Source organism: Bradyrhizobium sp. USDA3010 (assembly GCF_056429065.1).
The window spans coordinates 13,791-33,037 of sequence record NZ_JBWJZD010000001.1 but is presented as its reverse complement, the minus strand read 5'-3'; the positions used below and the strand labels follow the sequence as shown (position 1 = coordinate 33,037).

17 protein-coding genes and 1 pseudogene are annotated in these 19,247 nt (G+C 63.4%); 14 read left to right on the top strand and 4 right to left on the bottom strand.

The features are described from left to right. Positions 1-14: 14 nt before the first annotated feature. Positions 15-1,979: an AsmA family protein gene (locus AC066Y_RS00140; RefSeq protein WP_478272143.1), complete on the bottom strand. Its 1,965-nt coding sequence runs from the start codon at positions 1,977-1,979 to the stop codon at positions 15-17. 244 nt (positions 1,980-2,223) lie between these two features. On the opposite strand from AC066Y_RS00140, the gene AC066Y_RS00135 reads away from it, so the two are divergent. The 8 genes from AC066Y_RS00135 (at position 2,224) to AC066Y_RS00100 (ending at position 10,204) form a co-directional block, all read left to right on the top strand. Then, entirely contained in the window at positions 2,224-2,931 is a 708-nt protein-coding gene (locus AC066Y_RS00135; protein WP_478272142.1) for a CoA transferase subunit A, read from the top strand. Positions 2,932-3,009: 78 nt separating this feature from the next. After that, positions 3,010-3,660: a 3-oxoacid CoA-transferase subunit B gene (locus AC066Y_RS00130; RefSeq protein ID WP_456758955.1), complete on the top strand. Its 651-nt coding sequence runs from the start codon at positions 3,010-3,012 to the stop codon at positions 3,658-3,660. Position 3,661: 1 nt separating this feature from the next. Next, positions 3,662-4,306, top strand: coding sequence for a GNAT family N-acetyltransferase (locus tag AC066Y_RS00125; protein ID WP_478272141.1), 645 nt, complete (start codon positions 3,662-3,664; stop codon positions 4,304-4,306). Between the two features lie 454 nt (positions 4,307-4,760). Continuing rightward, entirely contained in the window at positions 4,761-5,786 is a 1,026-nt protein-coding gene (locus AC066Y_RS00120) for a GlxA family transcriptional regulator (protein ID WP_478272140.1), read from the top strand. 102 nt (positions 5,787-5,888) lie between these two features. Next, the gene (locus AC066Y_RS00115; protein ID WP_478272139.1) at positions 5,889-6,416 is read left to right on the top strand and encodes a tautomerase family protein; all 528 of its coding nucleotides are present in this window, start codon (positions 5,889-5,891) and stop codon (positions 6,414-6,416) included. Positions 6,417-6,430: 14 nt separating this feature from the next. Continuing rightward, positions 6,431-7,414 (top strand): carbon-nitrogen hydrolase family protein, encoded by a 984-nt coding sequence (locus AC066Y_RS00110; protein ID WP_478272138.1) that lies wholly within the window; start codon positions 6,431-6,433, stop codon positions 7,412-7,414. A 354-nt stretch (positions 7,415-7,768) separates the two neighbouring features. Then, positions 7,769-9,469, top strand: coding sequence for a vWA domain-containing protein (locus AC066Y_RS00105; RefSeq protein ID WP_478272137.1), 1,701 nt, complete (start codon positions 7,769-7,771; stop codon positions 9,467-9,469). Positions 9,470-9,718: 249 nt separating this feature from the next. Continuing rightward, entirely contained in the window at positions 9,719-10,204 is a 486-nt protein-coding gene (locus AC066Y_RS00100; RefSeq protein ID WP_478272136.1) for a cyclic nucleotide-binding domain-containing protein, read from the top strand. Here AC066Y_RS00100 and AC066Y_RS00095 read toward each other — a convergent pair. The 3 genes from AC066Y_RS00095 to AC066Y_RS00085 all read right to left on the bottom strand — a co-directional run bounded on the left by AC066Y_RS00095 (position 10,143) and on the right by AC066Y_RS00085 (position 13,557). Next, positions 10,143-10,970: a metallophosphoesterase family protein gene (locus AC066Y_RS00095; protein ID WP_092126665.1), complete on the bottom strand. Its 828-nt coding sequence runs from the start codon at positions 10,968-10,970 to the stop codon at positions 10,143-10,145. The genes AC066Y_RS00100 and AC066Y_RS00095 overlap by 62 nt on opposite strands. A gap of 309 nt (positions 10,971-11,279) precedes the next feature. After that, positions 11,280-12,377 carry an ISAs1 family transposase gene (locus AC066Y_RS00090; RefSeq protein ID WP_478272135.1) on the bottom strand — a complete coding sequence of 366 codons (1,098 nt, stop codon included), beginning with the start codon at positions 12,375-12,377 and terminating at the stop codon, positions 11,280-11,282. 274 nt (positions 12,378-12,651) lie between these two features. Then, positions 12,652-13,557, bottom strand: coding sequence for a LysR family transcriptional regulator (locus AC066Y_RS00085; protein WP_478272134.1), 906 nt, complete (start codon positions 13,555-13,557; stop codon positions 12,652-12,654). 202 nt (positions 13,558-13,759) lie between these two features. Between AC066Y_RS00085 and AC066Y_RS00080 the strand changes: the two genes are divergently transcribed. The 6 genes and pseudogenes from AC066Y_RS00080 to AC066Y_RS00055 all read left to right on the top strand — a co-directional run bounded on the left by AC066Y_RS00080 (position 13,760) and on the right by AC066Y_RS00055 (position 19,190). Continuing rightward, positions 13,760-14,119: an EthD family reductase gene (locus tag AC066Y_RS00080; protein WP_478272133.1), complete on the top strand. Its 360-nt coding sequence runs from the start codon at positions 13,760-13,762 to the stop codon at positions 14,117-14,119. A gap of 30 nt (positions 14,120-14,149) precedes the next feature. Then, complete coding sequence (locus tag AC066Y_RS00075) at positions 14,150-15,190, top strand: LysR family transcriptional regulator (protein WP_478272132.1); 1,041 nt, start codon at positions 14,150-14,152, stop codon at positions 15,188-15,190. A gap of 197 nt (positions 15,191-15,387) precedes the next feature. Next, positions 15,388-16,125, top strand: a complete 738-nt coding sequence (locus AC066Y_RS00070) for a substrate-binding domain-containing protein (protein ID WP_478272131.1) — start codon at positions 15,388-15,390, stop codon at positions 16,123-16,125. Beyond that, positions 16,122-16,352, top strand: coding sequence for a hypothetical protein (locus tag AC066Y_RS00065; protein WP_478272130.1), 231 nt, complete (start codon positions 16,122-16,124; stop codon positions 16,350-16,352). The genes AC066Y_RS00070 and AC066Y_RS00065 overlap by 4 nt, the downstream gene beginning before the upstream one ends. Before the next feature lie 312 nt (positions 16,353-16,664). Then, positions 16,665-18,100: pseudogene (locus AC066Y_RS00060) on the top strand (aldehyde dehydrogenase family protein). Positions 18,101-18,164: 64 nt separating this feature from the next. Continuing rightward, on the top strand, positions 18,165-19,190 hold the full coding sequence (locus AC066Y_RS00055) for a zinc-dependent alcohol dehydrogenase family protein (protein ID WP_478272129.1): 1,026 nt from the start codon (positions 18,165-18,167) through the stop codon (positions 19,188-19,190). Positions 19,191-19,247 lie beyond the last annotated feature (57 nt).

Here is a 19,247-nt window from a genome sequence, read left to right as displayed (position 1 = left end):
CAGTCCGACTTTGGTCAGTTCGATTTGGCATTCTCGGCCGCTGTCGCCGGTGCGTTGCCGGGTGCGCCGGCCGCGGCATCGGGCGCGGCCGCGGGCCGTGCGGCGCCGCCGGTGATGCGCTCGATCACCGAGCGCACCGCGTCGCGGGTCTTGCGATCCTTCACGGCGTCGAGCAACGGGGCGGATGCCGGCGAGCGGCGGATCAGGCTTTCCGGATCCGGGAAGATCAGCGGATCGTCCCACGGGCCTTGAATCACGAAGGGCAGATCGAACGCGGTGCCGCCGGCAGCCGCCGAGGTCAGGCTGGCGACGCCCTTGAGATCGTACTCGCGCGACGGCACCGAGGCGGTGCCGGTCAGCGTGATCTTCGCCGCGGGGCTCTCGACATGGATGTCGTCGGCGGTCGCGACGCCGTCGGCGAATTTCACCGAGACGCTGAGATTGTCATAGGGCGTCGAGCCGGAGCGGAAATTGCCGCCGCCGGACAGCGGCCGCTTCTCCAGCCGCCGCAGCAATTGCTCGACGTTGAAGCCGGCGATCGCGCCGTCATGCCCGTTCAGCGTCGCGGTGCCGTCCAGCGACGACGCGAGCCCGAACGGGCTCGAGCCGGAGGCCGTCAGCGAGACGTTGAGGTTGCCGCGGCCGGACAGCTTGTTGATGCCGAACAGTTCGCTGGCGCAGGCCTGCAGATCGACATCGGTGAACTGGAATTGCGCCCTTACGTCGGCGACCGCATCCGAGCGCGCGACGGCGAACGAGCCCTTGGCGATGCCGCCATACATCTGCGCCTCGCCGACACTGAGCGCGAGCGCGCCGCCGCGCAGATTGGCGCCGAACGCGGTGCGGCCGAGCTTGGACGGGCCGACCGTCACCTTGGCGGCCGACAGGCGCATGTCGAGATCGGTCGACGACAGCGAGGAGAGGTCGAACAGCTGCCTGTTCCAGTCGCGCTGGCCGCTGGCCAGCAGGCGGAACGTCGAGATGTAGGGCGTGAAATCGAGATTGCCGGCGGCAAGCGTCGCCTGCAGCGTCTGCCGGCCGTTATTGGCGTAGGTCATCACGCCCTCGGCGACGTTGCCGTCGAGCTCGACATTGACATTGGTCAGCGCGACCGAGCCGCCGACCACATTGGCGCGGGCCTTCAGTGCGAAACGGCCGAAGCCGCCACCGCCGCCGGGCGGCGCCTGTCCCATCCAGCGCAGCGCGTTGCGCAGCGACGGTGAGTCCATGGTGGCGGTGCCTTCCATCATCACGCTGGTGCGGTTGGCGACGGTTCCGTCGAACGCAACCTTCAGCGGCGCGCTGGCAAGCCGCGCCTTGAGGCCGGAGCGGTCGCCCGACAGCAGCGCGACGAAATCGCTGGCGCTGATCGAGCCGTCGACGCGCTCGCCGCGCCAGTCGAACTGGCCGGTTGCGGCAAACGAGCGCGAGATGGAAGGCCAGGCCAGCGAAAGATCGATATCGCCGAGCTGTTCGGAGATGTGGTTGGTGCCGTCCTCGTAATTCAGCTCGCCGTCCTGGATCCGGATTTCCGAGAATGACACCTGGTTCTCGGCGCCGGGCGTCATCGTCTTGGCGATGGTCTCGACGAACGGAGTCCAGTTGCTCTCGCCGGCGCTGTCGCGAACCACATGGATGTGCGGGCGGAGCATCATGACGTCGGCAATCTCGAACCGCCGCAGCAACAGCGGCAGCAGGCGCAGGTTCGCGGTCAGCACGTCGACCTGCAAGGCCGGATCGGTGGTATCGGCGCCCTTCAGCCCGACATTGTGAAAGGAGACATAGCTGCCGGGAAACACCGAAACGTCGATCGGCCCGTTGACGACGAGCTCGAGCCCGGTCACGGCGCGAATCTGCGCTTCCACCGCGCTCCGCAGCGCGTCCCGGTTGAGGAACCAGGACGTTGCGACCAGCCCCACGAGCGCCAGGCCGAGAAGCGCCGCGATCGGCATCCCCAGGCGCTTAATTCCTTGGGCCATCGTCAATGACATATCCGGGTCGGGTTGAGTTTTGTCGGGTCGTCGTCGAACACTGCCGGCTGCGCAATGGAAGCCGGGGCCAACCCACGCAACTTGAAGGGTTTTCTTGTCGCTTTCAAGGCCATGTTGATGTCGCAGGCCGCCGCCCGTCGCCGGACGGGGCCGTGATTGACGCATTGCGAAGATTTCGCCTAATAATCCGCTGGACAGAGCCGTTCCGCGCCCTCCATCAGGTATTCATTGCATGAACAAGGTATATCCCGACGCCAAATCGGCACTCGATGGTCTCCTCAAGGACGGCATGATGATCATGTCGGGCGGCTTCGGCCTCTGCGGCATCGCCGAGACCCTGTCGGACGCGATCCGCGATTCCGGCGTCAAGGGCCTTACCGTCGTCTCCAACAATGCCGGCGTCGACGGCATCGGCCTCAGCCGGCTGCTGGAGACGCGCCAGATCAAGAAGATGATCTCGTCCTATGTCGGCGAGAACAAGCTGTTCGCCCAGCAATATCTCGCCGGCGAGCTCGAGCTCGAGTTCAACCCGCAGGGCACGCTGGCCGAGCGCATCCGCGCCGGCGGCGCCGGAATCCCGGCCTTCTACACCAAGACCGGCGTCGGCACGCTGATCGCAGAAGGCAAGGAAGTGAAGGAATTCGACGGCGAGAAGTACATCATGGAACGCGGCCTGTTCGCCGACGTCGCCATCGTGCATGCCTGGAAGGGCGACACCGTCGGCAACCTGGTCTACCGCAAGACCGCGCGCAACTTTAACCCGATGATGGCGACCGCCGCGAAGGTCACCGTCGCCGAGGTCGAGCATCTGGTGCCGGCCGGCGAGATCGACCCGGACCACATCCACACCCCCGGCATTTTCGTCAAACGCATCATCGAGGTCGGGACCGGCAAGAAGCGGATCGAGTTCCGCAACACCCGTCCGCGGCCCGCCGCTTAACGCATGATCCGGAAAACCGGGCACCGGTTTTCCGGCAAGATCATGCGCAACTAAGACATAACTCTTCAGGAGAGCCTCATGGCCTGGACCCGTGAACAGATGGCCGCCCGCGCCGCCAAGGAGTTGCGCGACGGCTATTACGTCAATCTCGGCATCGGCATCCCGACGCTGGTCTCGAACTACATTCCCGAGGGCATCGACGTCAGCCTGCAGAGCGAGAACGGCATGCTCGGCATGGGCCCGTTCCCTTACGAGGACGAGGTGGACGCCGACCTCATCAATGCCGGCAAGCAGACCGTGAGCGAATTGCCCTCGACCAGCTATTTCTCGTCGGCCGATTCCTTCGGCATGGTGCGCGGCGGTCATATCGATCTGTCGATCCTCGGTGCCATGCAGGTGGCGCAGAATGGCGACCTCGCCAACTGGATGATCCCCGGCAAGATGGTGAAGGGCATGGGCGGCGCCATGGACCTCGTCGCCGGCGTCAAGCGCGTCGTGGTCGTGATGGAGCATTCCGCCAAGGACGGCCCGAAGCTGCTCAAGCAATGCAATCTGCCGCTGACCGGCGAGCGCGTGGTCGACATGGTCGTGACCGACCTTGCGGTGTTCACCATCGACAAGCACGGCAAGGACGGCATGGCGCTGATCGAGCTCGCCGACGGCGTCACGCTCGACGAGGTCAAGGCCAAGACCGAGGCGGAGTTCCGCGTCGCGCTGACGAACACCTGAGATGTGTAGTGCGGGGCGATCCACGATCCGTCCCGCACGATCCGACGACGCCGGCTTCATCGCCCGCATCGTGCTGGCCGCGCAGCGCGGCCCGTTGCCGCGCGGCTGGTTCGACATCGCGCTCGACCGGCCGGAGGGGGAGTGTCTCGCGTTCATGGCGCGGCTCGCCGTGGCGCGGGTGCGGTCATGGTACCATGTCGCCCATTTCCTGATTGCTGAGGTCGACGGTGTGCCGGCTGCCGCGCTGTGCGCCATGCCGGCATCCGGAACGGTCGTCGCCGCACGCGCGGCGATCGAGGAGGTCGCGGCCGAGACCGGTGCCGATGCCGACGGCATCGTCGCGCGCGGCGGCTATGCCCGCAATTGCTGGGTTCAGGGCGGCGAGGGCGACTGGCTGATCGAGCACGTCGCAGCCGAAGCGTCGCATCGCGGCGGCGGCCTGGTGCAGGCCCTGATCGGCCGCGCGCTCGCCGACGGCAAGGCGGCGGGCTATGCGCAGGCATCGATCTCGTTCGTGATCGGCAACGACGCGGCCGAGCGCTGCTACGCCAAGGCCGGCTTTGCCTTCGCCGAAGAGAGGCGCGATGCGGCCTTCGAGGCGCTGACCGGCGCGCCGGGCTTTCGCCGATTTGCGCGCGGGATCTGAGAGAGAGGCGAGGCCACATCCACCACTGTCGTCCCTGCGAAAGCAGGGACCCATAACCACCGCATTGGATTGTGAACGGGATCGCGGCCCCAGCGTCGCGCAACAGTTGAGATGTGGGGTAATGGGTCCTGGCTTTCGCCAGGACGACCGTGAATATGTGGCATTGCCCACCTCAATCGTCGTGTCGTCCCGGCGAAAGCAGGGACCCACGCCGCGGCGGATGTTAAAGGCGGGACTCGTCGTTGCGATCGCGCACAACAATTCGCATCGGTGGTTATGGGTCCCGGCCTTCGCCGGGACGACAGCGAATGCGTTGCGCTGCCGGTGAATCACACATCGCATTCTCGCGGCGTGAGTTGTCCATCGGGCAGTCACATAGCGCAGTCCCAACGGTGGCCGCTTGCCGGGCCCTGCGCGCAATGGCAGAATTGCCTCATTCTGTGCAAGATCGGACATGGCCATGCCACTCATCCGGATTTGGGTCTATGACGGTATCCTCGCTTCGGGTGTTGCGGGCATTGTCGACGTGTTCACGGCCGCCAATTCGGTGGCGGCGAAGCGGCCGCAGCGTCACAACGGCAAGCCGTCCCGGCTGCGGTGGTGCGTCGAGTCACTCAATGGCCGGCCGGTGCAGACCGCGTCCGGCCAAATCATCGGCGTCGATGGACCGATCAACGCGCGGTCTGCGGCGGATGCGGTGGTGATCCCCGGACCGTTCGTCGGCGACATCGAGCGCTTCTTCGCCCGGCTCGATACGGTCGAGCCGTTGCTCGCCGCGCTGCGGCGGCAACATGAGCGCGGCACCCTGCTCGCATCCTATTGCACCGGCAGCTTCATCCTCGCCGAAGCCGGCCTGCTCGACGGCCGGGTCGCGACCACCCATTGGGCGAAGGGGCGGACCTTCGCGATGCGTTACCCGGCGGTGGATCTGCGCGTCGCCGAGATCCTCACCGAGCAGAACCGGATCGTCTGCTCGGGCGCGGTGACCACCTCGCTCAATCTTGCGATTCGGCTGGTCGAGAAGTTCGCCGGCGCCGATCTGGCCGCCGAGACCGGCAAGCTGATGCTGATCGACGGCAATCGCGTCTCGCAGGCGTCCTATGCCAGCCGCACGCACGACACCCAGCATTCCGACGCGCTGGTGGCGCAGGCGCAAAGCCTGATGGAGAAGTCGCTGCAGCGGGGCTTCAGCCTCGCCAGGCTGGCCCGCGACCTTTCGGTCAGCGAACGCACCCTGAACCGCCGCTTCAAGCTCGCGGTCGGCGAGGCTCCGCTGCAATATCTGCAGGCGCTGCGCGTCGATGTGGCCAAGCGCCTGATCGAATCCAGGCGGCTGAAGCTCGACGCGGTCAGTGCGCGTGTCGGCTACAACGATCTGTCGACCTTTCGCCGCCTGTTCAAGCGCGAAACCGGGCTTTCGCCGCGCGAATACCAGCGCCGATTTGCGCGTGTCACCGCGCGCATGGCGCCTGCCGGCTGACGAGGCCGTGTCCGAATCTGCCCTGAGAATGGCGATACTGCCACTGCTGCCGGAAGCACCTCGCGCATAGACCTCATGCTGGCAACAACAGGAGGTCTCCCAATGCCGATGATCGACGTCACAATTCCCGAAGGAGCCCTGAAGCCGGCAGCGGAAGCGCGGCTGATCAAGGAGCTCGGCGATATCCTGATCGGTCACGAGGGATTCGACTCGGCCAACAAGGTTGCGCAAGGCGTCACCGTCGTGTTCCTGCATCGGCCGGCCGCCGTCTATGTGGCGGGCGAGCCGTCGCCGTCGCCACGCTATCGCATCGTGCCGACGGTGCCCGAGGGGCAGTACACCGAAGTCTCGCGTGCGGCTTTGGTGAAGGACGTGACCGCTGCCGTGGTACGCGCTGACGGTGGGTCGTACGAGGATGTGGCGCCGCAAGTCTGGGTGTTTCCGACCGAGATACCGGATGGCCAGTGGGGCAGCCGCGGCGTCATTCGTCTGCTGCCGGACATCCAGGCCTTCATCGCCGGCGAGCATGAACGCAAGGTCGGCGAAGAACGCCTTGCACGGCGACGGCGCGTCAAGGCGCTCGAGCTGCTTGCGGGTGCGCTCGATGCCGCCCGCAAGGGCGTCGCGTGACACGGCACCCGGCCATGGCAATCGACACGCATTTCAGGCTCGCTGCGATCCAGGCCGCCGCGGTACCGTTCGATCGCGAGGCGTCGGTGGAGAAGGCCTGTCGCCTGATCCGCGAGGCCGGTGCCATGGAGGCAACGATCGCCGCGTTCGGCGAGACCTGGCTGCCGGGCTATCCGTTCTTCTGTCATGCACCGACCGGTCCGAGCACCTTTCGCGCCATGGCGGAATATCTCGATAGCGCCGTCGAGATTCCATCGCCGGCCACCGACCGGCTCTGCGATGCCGCAGGGGGCGCCGGGATCGATGTCGTGATCGGCGTTGCCGAACGCGACGCAGTAACGAAGGGCACGGTCTACTGCACGCTTCTGTTCATTGGCCGCGAGGGGCGGATTCTCGGCCGTCATCGCAAGCTCAAGCCGACCTTCAACGAGCGTTCGGTGTGGGCCAATGGCGACGCGGTCGGCCTTCGGGTTCATGAGCGGCCCTATGGCAGGATCAGCGGGCTCAATTGCTGGGAGCACAACACCATGTTGCCCGGCTATGCGCTGGCGGCGCAGGGAACGCAGATCCATGTCGCCGCGTGGCCGGGACGAGAGCCCGCCGTGGCACCGCCGTCACCCACGCCGCTGTGGCCGCGACAGCTTTTGCTGTCACGCGCGTTCGCGTCCCAGGCGGGTTGCTACGTCATCGCCGTGGGCGGCATGCGGTCGCACGAGGCGACGCCCGAACGCTATCGCGAGCTGTCGACGATCGAGTACAGCGGCGACAGCGTGATCATCGATCCACGCGGTGAGATTATCGCGGGGCCGGCGCAAGGTGAGACCATCCTGATCGCTGACGGATCGCGGGAGGTTGTTCTCGCCGCCAAGGCGCTATGCGATATCGGCGGCCACTACTCGCGCCCGGACCTGCTGCGACTGATCGTCGACCGTGATCGACAGGATCGGGTCATCGATTACGGCTTCGCCGGGCGCGTCGCGCCGGACATGTGGGAGTAGTGCGATCTAGTGCACGGCAGCGTGCAAAGCAGCGTCATCTGTGATGACGCTCACGCCGACGCGCGCGATGCGCGCAACTCTGGAAGCAATTTAGTCGTCATCTGCGTGTCGCATCAGGCCAAATGCTTGTCGCAATAGTCCAAATGTTCGGACGCAAGTGACGCCAATCAAAGACATTTTGGCGCTTCGTCGCGTGCACGTCGGAAGTGTATCGCATCAGCAATCCGGCCAACAAAAAACAAAATCCGGATCGAAGGAGGGCGCAGCTGTGGCAAGGTGCGAATGATCTCACGACATGCCCGCCGCCGCAGCCGTCTTTGCCCTCCGATTGTCTCCATCATCGAGGATCGATCCGTGATCAAGGTATTTCGCCGCTCGTTCGTTGCCGGCCTGCTGTCGCTTGGCCTGGCGTTGCTGTCACTTCATGGCGCCCAGGCGCAGGCGCAAGCGCAGGGGACCGACACCATTCTCGTGCTCGATGCATCCGGCTCGATGTGGGGCCTGGTCGATGGGCAGAGCAAGATCTCCGCTGCACGACAGGCGGTCGATGCCATTCTGTCGAAATGGAATCCCGCCGATCGTCTCGGCGTGATGGTCTACGGCCATCGCTCGAAGGGTGACTGCAAGGACATCGAGCTGATGGTGCCGGTCAGCAAGTTCGATCCGGCGCGGATCAAGGCCGCGATCGACGGCATCAACCCGAAGGGCAAGACGCCGATCTCGGATTCGCTCCGTGCTGCCGCCGAGGCGCTGCACTCGACCGAGAACAAGGCCAATGTGATCCTGGTCTCCGACGGGATCGAGACCTGCGCACCGGATCCGTGCGCGGCCGCGGCCGAGCTGAAGAAGGCCGGCATCGGCTTCACCGCCCATGTCATCGGCCTCGACGTCGCCGATCCCGCGGCGAAGAGCCAGCTGCAATGCATCGCGCGCGCGACCGGCGGCGTCTATCTCGATGCCGGCAACGCCGCGAGCCTGACCGGCGCACTGAGCAAGGCGGTGGCGGCGACGCAAGGCACCAAGGTCGCAAGCGAGGCGCCGCCAAAGCCGGCGGCCGCCGATCCGTATCTCGGCAAGAACCTTCGCGGCGTGGCACGGCTCGCCGAAGGGCTCGATCCGATCAGCGACGAGGACGTCAACTGGGGCGTCTACAAGCGCGCCGGAGGCGAGAAGGGCGAGCACGTCAACACCTTCTACGGTGCGCCGTTCGCCGACAACATCGCGCCCGGCGATTACATCGTGGAGGTGAGCTACCGGCAGCTCAAGCGCGAGTTTCCGCTCAAGGTCGAGAACGGCAAGCCCGCGATGCTCGACGTCATCCTCGATGCCGGCTACGTCACCAGCGAGGGCTCGGTTGCGGGCGGCGCGGGCAAGGTCGATGACGTGGTCTGGCAGGTCTCCGACAAGGGCGGCAGACTGATCGCGCAGGAATACGACGCGGTGCCGCGCTTCGTGCTCGCTGCGGGCAATTATACGCTGACCCTGACCAAGGGGCAGTCGAAGACCAGCAAGCCGTTCGTGGTCGCCGCCGGCGATTCGAGTAACGTCCAGCTCACCCTCGATGTCGGCAAGCTGATCGTCACCACCACCTATGCCGAGGGCGGCCCCAAGGTCGAGAAGGACCTCGTGGTCGCTGTGCACCAGCCGGCCAAGGCCGACGGTGACGAGGGCGAAAAGGTCGCGCAGGAATACGATGCCGAATCGAAGTTCGATCTGCCCGGCGGCAGCTACGAGGTGATGGTGACGGTCGGCGAGGCCAAGGGCACGGCACGCGCGGAGGTGAAGTCCGGCGCGCCGACCCGGATCACCGTCAACCTCAACGCCGGCGTGGTCGGGATCAAGGCCGACGGCGCCCAGGAGATCGACATCTACGGTGCCGAGCGCGACATCAATGACGACCGCAAGCGCGTCTCGGTGAGCTATGAGGCGACCACCAACGTCGCGCTCAGCGCCGGCGACTACGTCGCGGTCGCCACCTATGCCGACGGCCAGAAGGCGGAAAAGCCGTTCTCGATCGCCGCCGGCAAGCGCCAGACTCTGGAGATCAAGCAGTAGGGGCGCCGCTGCCCAGCGCCGCTCGCACGTGAGGTGAGCACGCCTCTCAGGCTCGCTCCCCCTTGCGGGGGAGGGAGCCTGTGCACTGTGCGTCCCTCACACAAGAGTGCATGGAGACTACGCCTATGCCTCCACGCGCCACTTCCCGCCCGCAAACGCCTGCCGACAATTTGGGCAGACCGCCCGGCTAATCCCGTTCACCTCGGCCACATCTCCGCCTAGTCTGACAGCAGACGGAGGCGAAACAGCATGCGGGCGATCCTTGATCACTGCACTGGCGGGAGCAGGCGCAGCCTGCCGGCCGGCACGGAATTCATCGAGGAGGGCGGCCAGACAGGTCATCTGTTCGTGCTGCTCGAGGGCAAGGTCGAGGTCGTGAAGGGCAGCAGTCTGGTCGCGGTGATCGACGAGCCCGGCGCGGTGTTCGGTGAGATGAGTGTTCTGCTCGACAGGCCGCACAGCGCAAAGGTGCGCGCGGCGTCCGACTGCGTCCTGTACGAATTCGACGATGCGGCGTCGTTCCTGCGGGAGCAGCCTGCGCTGGCGCTGCTGATCGCGCAGCTCTTGGCGCAACGGCTGCATGTCGCCACGACCTATCTTGCCGATCTGATGCATCAATATGCCGATCACGGCACCCATCTGGCGATGGTCAGCGAAGTGCTGCAGAGCATGATCAACCTGCCGCCGATGCAGGTCGCGCCAGGCTCGGATCGGCAATCCGATCCAAGGATGTGAGCCAGTCGGGCGCATCGCTGAGCGGCGTTGCCGGCCGATGCAGGGGGGCGTTGAGATCGACGATCTGCGCGTCGCCGGCGGCGAGCCAGAAAACCTTCTCCTGGGTGAGATCGAGCACGATGTAGACCGGCGGCCGGCCGGGCTGCAGGCCGGTATTGAACACCCAGGTGGTCCCGATCCGGTCGAACCACGAGCCGTTCGGGATGAACGGCGATTGATGCACATGGCCCGAGATCACCATCGCCGGGTGGTGGCGTTCGATCCAGCGCAGCAGCTCGACGTCGCCGAAGAAGCGCTTGCCGCCCCAACTGATCGGCGAATCCGCCGGCGGGGCGTGATGCACCCAGACCCAGCGGCGGTGCGGCATGGCGGCTGCCTCGCGCAGCTGGTCGTCGATCCGCGCCTTGACCATCGGGCCGTCCCACCACGGGCACACCGTGAACAGCGTGTCGCCGATGGTCAGATTGTCGCCGTCGCAGGCCACGCCGAATTCCCTGACGGCGGCGACCCATCGCGCAACCTTCTCGCCCTCTGCGTTGCGCTCGTCGAGGTCATGATTGCCCGAGCAGAAGATCACGCGCGTGAGGCCGGCGAGGCGCGCGAGGTATTTCGTGACGACGACGATCTGGGCGCGGAAATCGACCGCCGAGCCGAGGTTGAGGGCATCGCCGGCGAAGATCACTAGATCGAATTGCGGCGCGGCCGCCAGCAGCCAGTCAAACTGCGGCAATGAATAATGCAGGTCGGCGACGACGAGGCAGCGCATCCGCCAGATCCAGATGCCCGGAAAGCGGGCTGGGTTCGGAAGATCATGAATTCAAACAATGGGAATTGCAGCAAGATCTATGCCGTATCGTGCAGATCCGGCGCGACAGATTTTCGCAGTGAGGTAGGCACGCTGGCCAGGCTCCGTCTCCCCTTGTGGGAGAAGGCGGGGAGAGGGGTGGCCCCGAGCGAGATGATCGAGATGAGCGTCGGTCTCACAATCTCGGCCGCGTGGCGTTGAAGAATATTGCACGGAGAGAGCGTGCCGTGTGGCCACCCCTCTCCCCAACCCCCCCCCCCGCAAGCAGGGCTATCGCATGTGGCCGAGGAGTTCGAAGAGGAATGCATCGTTCCATCCGGCGCGCTTGAGCTTGCCGCGCAGGGAGACTGTCGTGTCCGGGTGGGCTTGGGCGACGTTGAGAGCCAGACGCCTGAGCACGGCCAGGTTGGCCGGTCCGTTGCCCTTGCGATTGCGGGCAAGGTCCTCGTCGAGGGTGACGTCGAGCGGCCAGTGCAGGCGATTTTCGATGCCCCAATGAGCACGGACGATGCGCAGGACCTCTTTGCGGCTGTAGGGGCGGCTCATCAGGAAGTAGCGCTCGACCGTGTCGTCCTGTCCCCGCTTGCTGGTGATGCGGGCGACAGCTTTGAGGCCCGGAAAGTCGTGCTTCTTGGCCATGCCAGGAACCGATGCGACCAGCGCCACACGCTTCTCGTTGCGTCCATGTTCCGCATCGATGGTGGTCAGCGAGGTCTTGCCCTTGCGTTTGACGGCGCGGATTGCGGCTTTGGCATCCTCCAACAGAGCGGGCTGGTTCGCCTTCACCGCCAGCACGTAGTCACCGCCCCGTGCCACAATCGCTTCGGCCATCCCGCGGTGGCAATGCAGGGCATCGGCCGTGACCACGCAGCCCTTGAGTTGCAGAAGCGCAAGCAACTGCAGGGCACCGTCGGCTTCGTTGTTGTTCGGCGCCAGCACATTGGCGAGCGCCATGCGCGTCTGCTCCGCCCAGGCGGTCACCATCACCGGCGGCATGTGGCTCCTGCCGCGTTCGTAACCCCGCCGCAACGCCTTGCCGTCGAGCGCGATCACCCCGCGCGGCCGCTTGATCTTCGCGCCTTGCGCAAAGGCCGTCATAAAACGCCGGAACGCGACCTCGAACGCCTTCGGATCGAGCATCCGGAATACCCGGCTGAACGTGTCGTGGCTCGGCAGGCCATTCTTGAGCTCCAGCACATCCTGCCAAAGATAGGCCTTCATCCGGGCAAACAGCGCCATGTCGGTGCAACTCGTCGCCCCGCACAGCGTCGCCATCAGTGCGATGAACAAGATCTCGGTCAGGTCATGCAGCGCGTTGTCGGCCCGCGGGTCGGGCAAATCTTCGAAGCACTCGGCAAATCGTTGCATCGGCCGCTCCCTCTAGATCAGGAGCGACCTTCAGAATCTCTTTCTCCCGATTTGGCAACTACTTGCAGCCGCGCACGTGCGATTCCCCTGCCCTTTTGCGGGGGGTGGGGAGCCTCAGGAATCTCCCGAGCCCACCCTCACCGATCGCTCAGCCGATCGGCGCCGACCGTATCCCCTCGCGCGAAGCTCGTGAAGGGACTCAATGCGCTGAACAGAGACCGTTACGACCGCGGCTCCCATGACCTGGCCAACGAACAGGACGAGCGCATTCCGACTAGGCCGCACTCGTCGCTGCGGCAGCGCACTCGACAAGGATCCTCACGAGCTCGTCGCGGTGATGGTTGGCCGGAGCGTCCTGCCGGACACAAATTCGCAAGTTTCGCTCTGCCCATGGCTCAGCCAGAGGCAACATCGCCAGTCGCTTCTCGTCTTCCTTCTCAACAACCGAGCGGGGCACAATGCTAACGCCAGCACCTGACGCGACAAGATGAGCAACGGCCCGGTAGCCGGGAACATGCACGCGAATATCGAGCGTCGCGCCAAGAGCTGCGGCATGGCTCAGTAAGAAGGCGTTGATCGCTGCGCCTCGCTGCAGGTTAACGAATGGCTCGCGAAGACATTCCTCGAAACGAACCGGCCTGTCTTTATTGATCGGGCTGCTCAGCGGCACGAGGACAACCAGCTCATCATCACGATACGGAAAGAAGGCTAGTTCTTTATGGTTGGCCTGAAGCGCAACGATCCCGACATCGGCGCGCCGGTCTGCGACCGCGGCCAGTATGTCGTGGCTGTTCTTCTCTTCGAGTGCGATACGGACAGATGGATGATGCTTGAAGAAGATTGCAAGATCATCGGGGAGAAACGAATTAACTGCGTTGGTATTCGCAAACAGTGTGATCCTCCCGGGCATACCCGCCGAGAATGGCAGCATATCGGCGTGCATCTGCTCAAGCAGCTCAAACGACTTGCGAGCATAGTTAGCCAGAACTGTACCGGCAGGCGTGGGGCTGACACCCTCGCGATTTCGTTCAAGAAGGGGGGTACCGAGAGCGTCTTCGAGCTGCCTAATGCGTTGGCTGACGGAGGATGGCGCCAGGTTACACCGCTGGGCACCGCGCGATAGGTTTCCTTCGTCTAGAACCGCGAGAAACACTCTCAAATCGACGAGATCGTAACGCATCTTCCGCCGTAAGTTTGTGCCCGCGTTCGGCTCTGACGAACGCTTCATTCGGAACATACCGCTTCTGGTTCGTCTGGAAAATGGCCTAGCTTCAATTCCAACCTAGAACAAATTCCAATAACAGTCAGTTGCCAGCTACGGTACCGGCTTCGGACAAGGCGCCTATAGTTGGCGCAATAATCAGCATCGGGAGGTTAACGACGTGAACGCGAAATACGCGAAACGTATCGGTTTTCTCACAAAGCGCGAAGACATGACGAAAGAGCAGTTCGTCCAGCATTGGCGAACCGTTCATGCGGAGCTGTGCAAGAAAATCCCGGGGCTCAAGCGCTACGCGATCAACTTTATTGATCGCGATGCCTATCCCAATGCGGCCTACGACGGCTTTTCGGAGCTCTGGTTCGAAAGCAAGGAGGCCCATGACGCGTCTCTTTCGAGCCCCGAAGGGAAGACACTGTTGGCCGATCTCCCCAACTTCACCTCTACGGTATGCGGAGTCATCGCCTATGAGGAGCGATTCATTTGGCCAGCCGACGATGGGCTAGGCGGCAAGGCGCGTTAGACTCGGATCGTTTATTCAGAGGGCGGCGCAATGGACGAGCGCCAACTTAAATGCTTTCTGGTTATCTCAGAGACGGGCTCGGTGACCGGAGCCGCCGAGCGCCTGGATATTGCCCAACCCTCGTTGAGCCAGATGCTTCTCCGGCTCGAGGAGGAATTGGGCTCGAAGCTCTTTCAGCGAACGTCACGCGGGGTCGTGCTCACCGAGGCCGGACAGGTTTTCCGCGAGCACGCGCGCAACATCATTTCGGACATCGAGCGCGCTCGGGATGAGATCAAGGCGGAGGATAGCTATGTCCGATCGGAGGTCACGATTGGCTTGCCGAGCTCTTTTGCCACATTGATCGGCGCTCCCCTTATTGCTGCAGCTGCACAGGACACACCTCGCGTGCAGCTGAGACTAATCGAGGCGATGTCAGGACATATCCGCGAGTGGCTGACCAAGGGCGACCTTGACGTCGGCGTTCTCTACGGGATTCAGGACAGCCGGCATCTGTTGCTGGAACAAATCGCCGTCGAAGAGCTTTTTCTGGTCGGTCCTCCGAACGCCTTTAAGCACTGCGACCGGCACGGTTTTGCTGATGACGCCGTCGATCTCAGTGCAGTCGACAGCTTCCCCCTCATTGTGCCGACGGGGCAACACGGCCTTCGGCGCTTCGTCGACCAGCGCGCACGCTCGTCCCAGCTGATGCTCAACATCCAACACGAGATCAACTCCCTCACCGTCATCAAGCACCTGGTTCAGAGCGGCCATGGCCATACCTTGCTCGCGCACGCGGCCATCTCCGAAGAACTGAACCGAGGCGAGTTGTCCGCAGCCCGGATCGTGAAGCCCGTCTTTCGGCGCGGGATATTCCTGGCGCGCAATCCATCCCAATTCGTGACGCGCGCGTCAGTCAAGGCTGCCGAAACCCTGACAAACATCGCATGGGATCTAATCGGCCGGGGGGATTGGCTTGCTACGCGTGTCAAGCGTTCCAGGATGAGCGGTCCGGATGACAACTTCATGCGATCGTCTCCGAGACTCGTTCAGGTGAATAGAGAATTCTCGCTAGCGCAAACCGCGAAGTAGTCGTGAACGCGACGTCTCGGATACGCGCCGACGTACGGATTCGAAACGCGAGCCAGTGCGAAGGCTAATCACAGCCAGAAGTGGAACACGGTAGCCTCCTTCAAGACGTCAATCGTTAGATGCGAAGCGATGTCGCGTCGAGAGAACGGCGACATTCACGCCCATAGCTTCGCCATAACGCAATCTTGGAGGAATTTATGATCAAACCGACGGTGGTTCGCCGCGCCCGGCTGCTGGCCGCCCTATGTGCCCTTGGAATATCCACGGGCACATCCGATGCCGCGGATAAATTCTCCGTCGGCTATTCGCAATTCTGGGGGACCATCCCCTTCTCGCGAACGCAGGTCGCTGGAGCGCGGAAGGCTATGGAAGAATGGAAGGCCAAGGGGGTAGACATCGACCTGATCGTCACCAATGGCGGCAATACCGACACCACCCGCCAGGTGGCCGACCTCGAAGACCTCCATACGCAAGGGGTCAACGGCCTCCTCCTCTTTCCAGGCGACAGCGTCGTGCTCGCCGAGCCAGTCAAGACGGTGTTCAATGCCAACCACATTCCCGTCGTGGTCACCGATATCGGCCTGCAATCGGGATCCTGGGATTCCTTCATCATCACCGACAACGTGACGGGCGGCAAACAGGCCGCGCAGCTCATCGCGAAGAATGTCAAGCCGGGCGCGAAGGTCATCGTCTTCGACTTCGGACTGGCGAACGACAACGTGCAAGCTCGTGTGCGAGGCTTTGAGACGGAGGCCAAGGCGCTCGGCCTTACCGTTCTTCCCCGGAAGGTGATCAAGCTGAGCCTCGAAGAAGGCAGGCGTACGATGGAGGATATTCTGGTCGAGACGCCGGACATCGCCGGGTTTTCTTCGAAAACGAAATCGTGGCTCAAGGTGCCGCGGCGACCCTCGAGGCCGCGAAGCGCCAGGACGTGAAGCTGGTGACATTCGACTTGAGTGCACGCGCCTACGAACTGATCAAGGAAGGAAAGCTTCTGGGCGTCATCGTGCAGGATCCCTTCAGAATGGGTTACGAAGGCATGAATGCCATGGTTACCACGCTGAAGGGCGGGAAGCCCAAAGCCCGGATCGACCTCGAGACAAGAGTGCTTACCAAGGGGAACGCCCGAGAATTCGCATCCGATCCGCAAGTCGGAAACTAACGGCGACGTCATCGCCCAGTCCATATGCGGCGTTGCTTTTCGCACGCGTGACGTAGGTGGGGCCTTCGCGGACGGGCCGATAGGCTCTCGCTTTCCCCTCGGTGGCTCGGGCGAGTGTATCGCGCGAGCCATCTTGTCTCGGGCCGATAACTGACGATTTCGGATCGATTACCGTCCGACGCAATCAAATGGGACGCGCCATGCGATCGCACCCATAGGGCAACATAATGGCAGGTAGATCGTAGACGCCATTGAGACCACCCTCCTGCCCGTGCTTCTAGATCGCGGCGGCAACAGACAGGAGTTGACATCATGTCGAAGCACTTCATTGGTGGCAAATGGGTCGGCGCATCCAATGGCGAGACGACCGATATGATCGATCCCAGCACGGGGAAGGCCTACGGCAAAATCGCCGCCGGCACCCGTGAGGACGTCGACCTGGCCGTCAAGGCGGCCCGCAGCGCCTTCGAAACCGGCGCATGGGCAAGTTGACCGCCGCGGAACGAGGCCGCATTCTGATCGCCATTTCGCAGCGCATCCTCGAGAAGAAGGAGGAGCTTGCCGCCATCGAAGCGCGGGACACCGGAAAGCCCATGACGGTGGCGCGAAACGATATCAACGCGGTCGCTCGATATTTCGAGTACTATGGTGGCGCAACTGACAAGGTCTATGGACACACGATTCCGTACCTCAATGATCATTTCGTCGCCGTCGTGCGTGAGCCAAAGGGTGTGACGGGGCACATCCTTCCCTGGAACTATCCCGCCCAGATGTTCGGCCGGACACTTGCTCCTTCGCTAGCGGTCGGCAACGCAACTGTTCTCAAGCCGGCCGAGGCCGCATCCGCCTCCATTCTACGGCTCGCCGAGCTCGCGACGGAAGCCGGCCTTCCCGACGGCGCGATCAACATCGTGACAGGATTTGGAAGCAAAGTGGGCGTAGCGCTTACGACGCATCCCGGCGTGAACTTTGTCTCGTTCACCGGCTCACCCGAGGTCGGCCAGCAGATCCAGAAGTTGGCCGCGGACAACTACATCAATTGTACTCTCGAGCTCGGCGGCAAGTCGCCCCAGCTTGTGTTCGAAGATGCCGATTTCGAAGCGGCCACCAGGACGATCTGCGCCGCCATCATCCAGAATAGTGGCCAAACCTGCTCGGCCGGAAGCCGCGTCCTTGTTCAAAGGCGCATCTTCCACGACTTCATCGCGACACTTAGCGAGCGATTCAAGGCCGTGCGGGTCGGCAGCCCGGAGATGGATCTCGACTGTGGTCCGATCATCACCGCCGGACAAAAGAAGACCGTCCTGGGCTTCGTCGATCGCGCCACCGCCAGCGGCCTCCCCCTCCTCGCCGAAGGCCAGATTGCGGAGGGCGTCGACCCGGGTGGGTTCTTCGTCCGGCCCGCGCTGTTCGGGCCGGTGCCGACGGACCACGAGCTCGCGCAACAGGAGGTGTTCGGCCCCGTGCTGGCCGCCATTCCGTTCGACGATGAGGATGACGCGGTACGCATCGCCAACGGAACTGAATTCGGCCTTGTGGCAGCAGTCTGGACCAGGGATGGCGGCCGACAAATGCATCTTGCGAAGCGGCTGCGCTCCGGCCAAGTGTTCGTAAACTGTTACGGAGCCGGCGCGGGCATCGAGTTGCCCTTCGGAGGCACCGGCAAAAGCGGCCATGGACGGGAAAAGGGTCTTGTGGCGATGGACGACTATTCGAACCTGAAGACAGTCGTGATCAAGCACGCTTGATCACTAACCAGGCGGCGCCGATATCCGATAGCGCGGAACCGCCACAAAAAAACGAGGAGCAATCATGTCGGCGACAATGCGGGCTATGCAAGCGCACCAGTTCGCGATCTCGGGCCTCAAGTTGACCGAGGTCCCTATACCAACGCCAGGAAAGGGAGAGGTGTTGCTCAGGGTGGAGGCGGCGACGCTGAACTATCGCGACCTGGCCGTACTGGGCGGTGACTATATCAAGGGTCTTCCTTTGCCCTATGTGCCCGCCTCCGACGCGTGCGGCACTGTGGCGGAGATCGGACCGGGCGTCACCCGGTTCAAGAAGGGAGATCGAATCGTCCCCATCTACACCCAGGGCTGGCACGACGGCAAACCTACTCCGGAGCAACGCGCGAAGCGCACCCTCGGTGCGCCGCTGGCCGGCGTTCTTCAGGATTACATCCTCATCCCGGAAGAGGACGCGGTCACGCCTCCGTCGCACCTGACCGACGTGGAAGCCGCCACGCTGCCCATCGCTGGTCTTACAGCGTGGTCGGCTTTGAACGAAGCAAACGTCAAATCCGGAGACGACGTTCTGCTCCAGGGAACCGGCGGTGTTTCGCTCTTCGCACTTCAGTTCGCCAAGCTGTCGGGGGCCCGAGTTACCATTCTGTCGTCATCCGACGAAAAGCTGGCGCGGGCGAAAGCGCTTGGGGCCGACTTTGGCGTCAACTATCGCACCACTCCGGAATGGGATGTCGAAGTAAAGCGGCTCACCGACGGCCGTGGCGCGGATATCGTGGTCGAGACCATTGGATCATCGTTGGGCAGGTCGTTGAGCGCGGTTGCTTTTGGGGGAACGATCAGTGTCGTCGGGTTTGTCGCCGGCTATTCGACGGAATTGAACATCCGACAGTTGATCGGCCCAATGGTGAACGTCAAAGGGATCGCCGTTGGTTCGCGGCGTAGTTTCGTTGACATGAATCGCGCGATCGAGGTGGCTGGAATCAAGCCGGTCGTCGACAAGACTTTCGATCTGTCCGAGGCTGCAGACGCCTTCAACTACATGAAAAGTGGCGCACACTTCGGAAAGATCGCCTTACGATGTAATTTGCCATAGCATCGGACGTTACGAACTTTCGCGACGCCATCTGTCTAGTACGGAGACATAGTGACG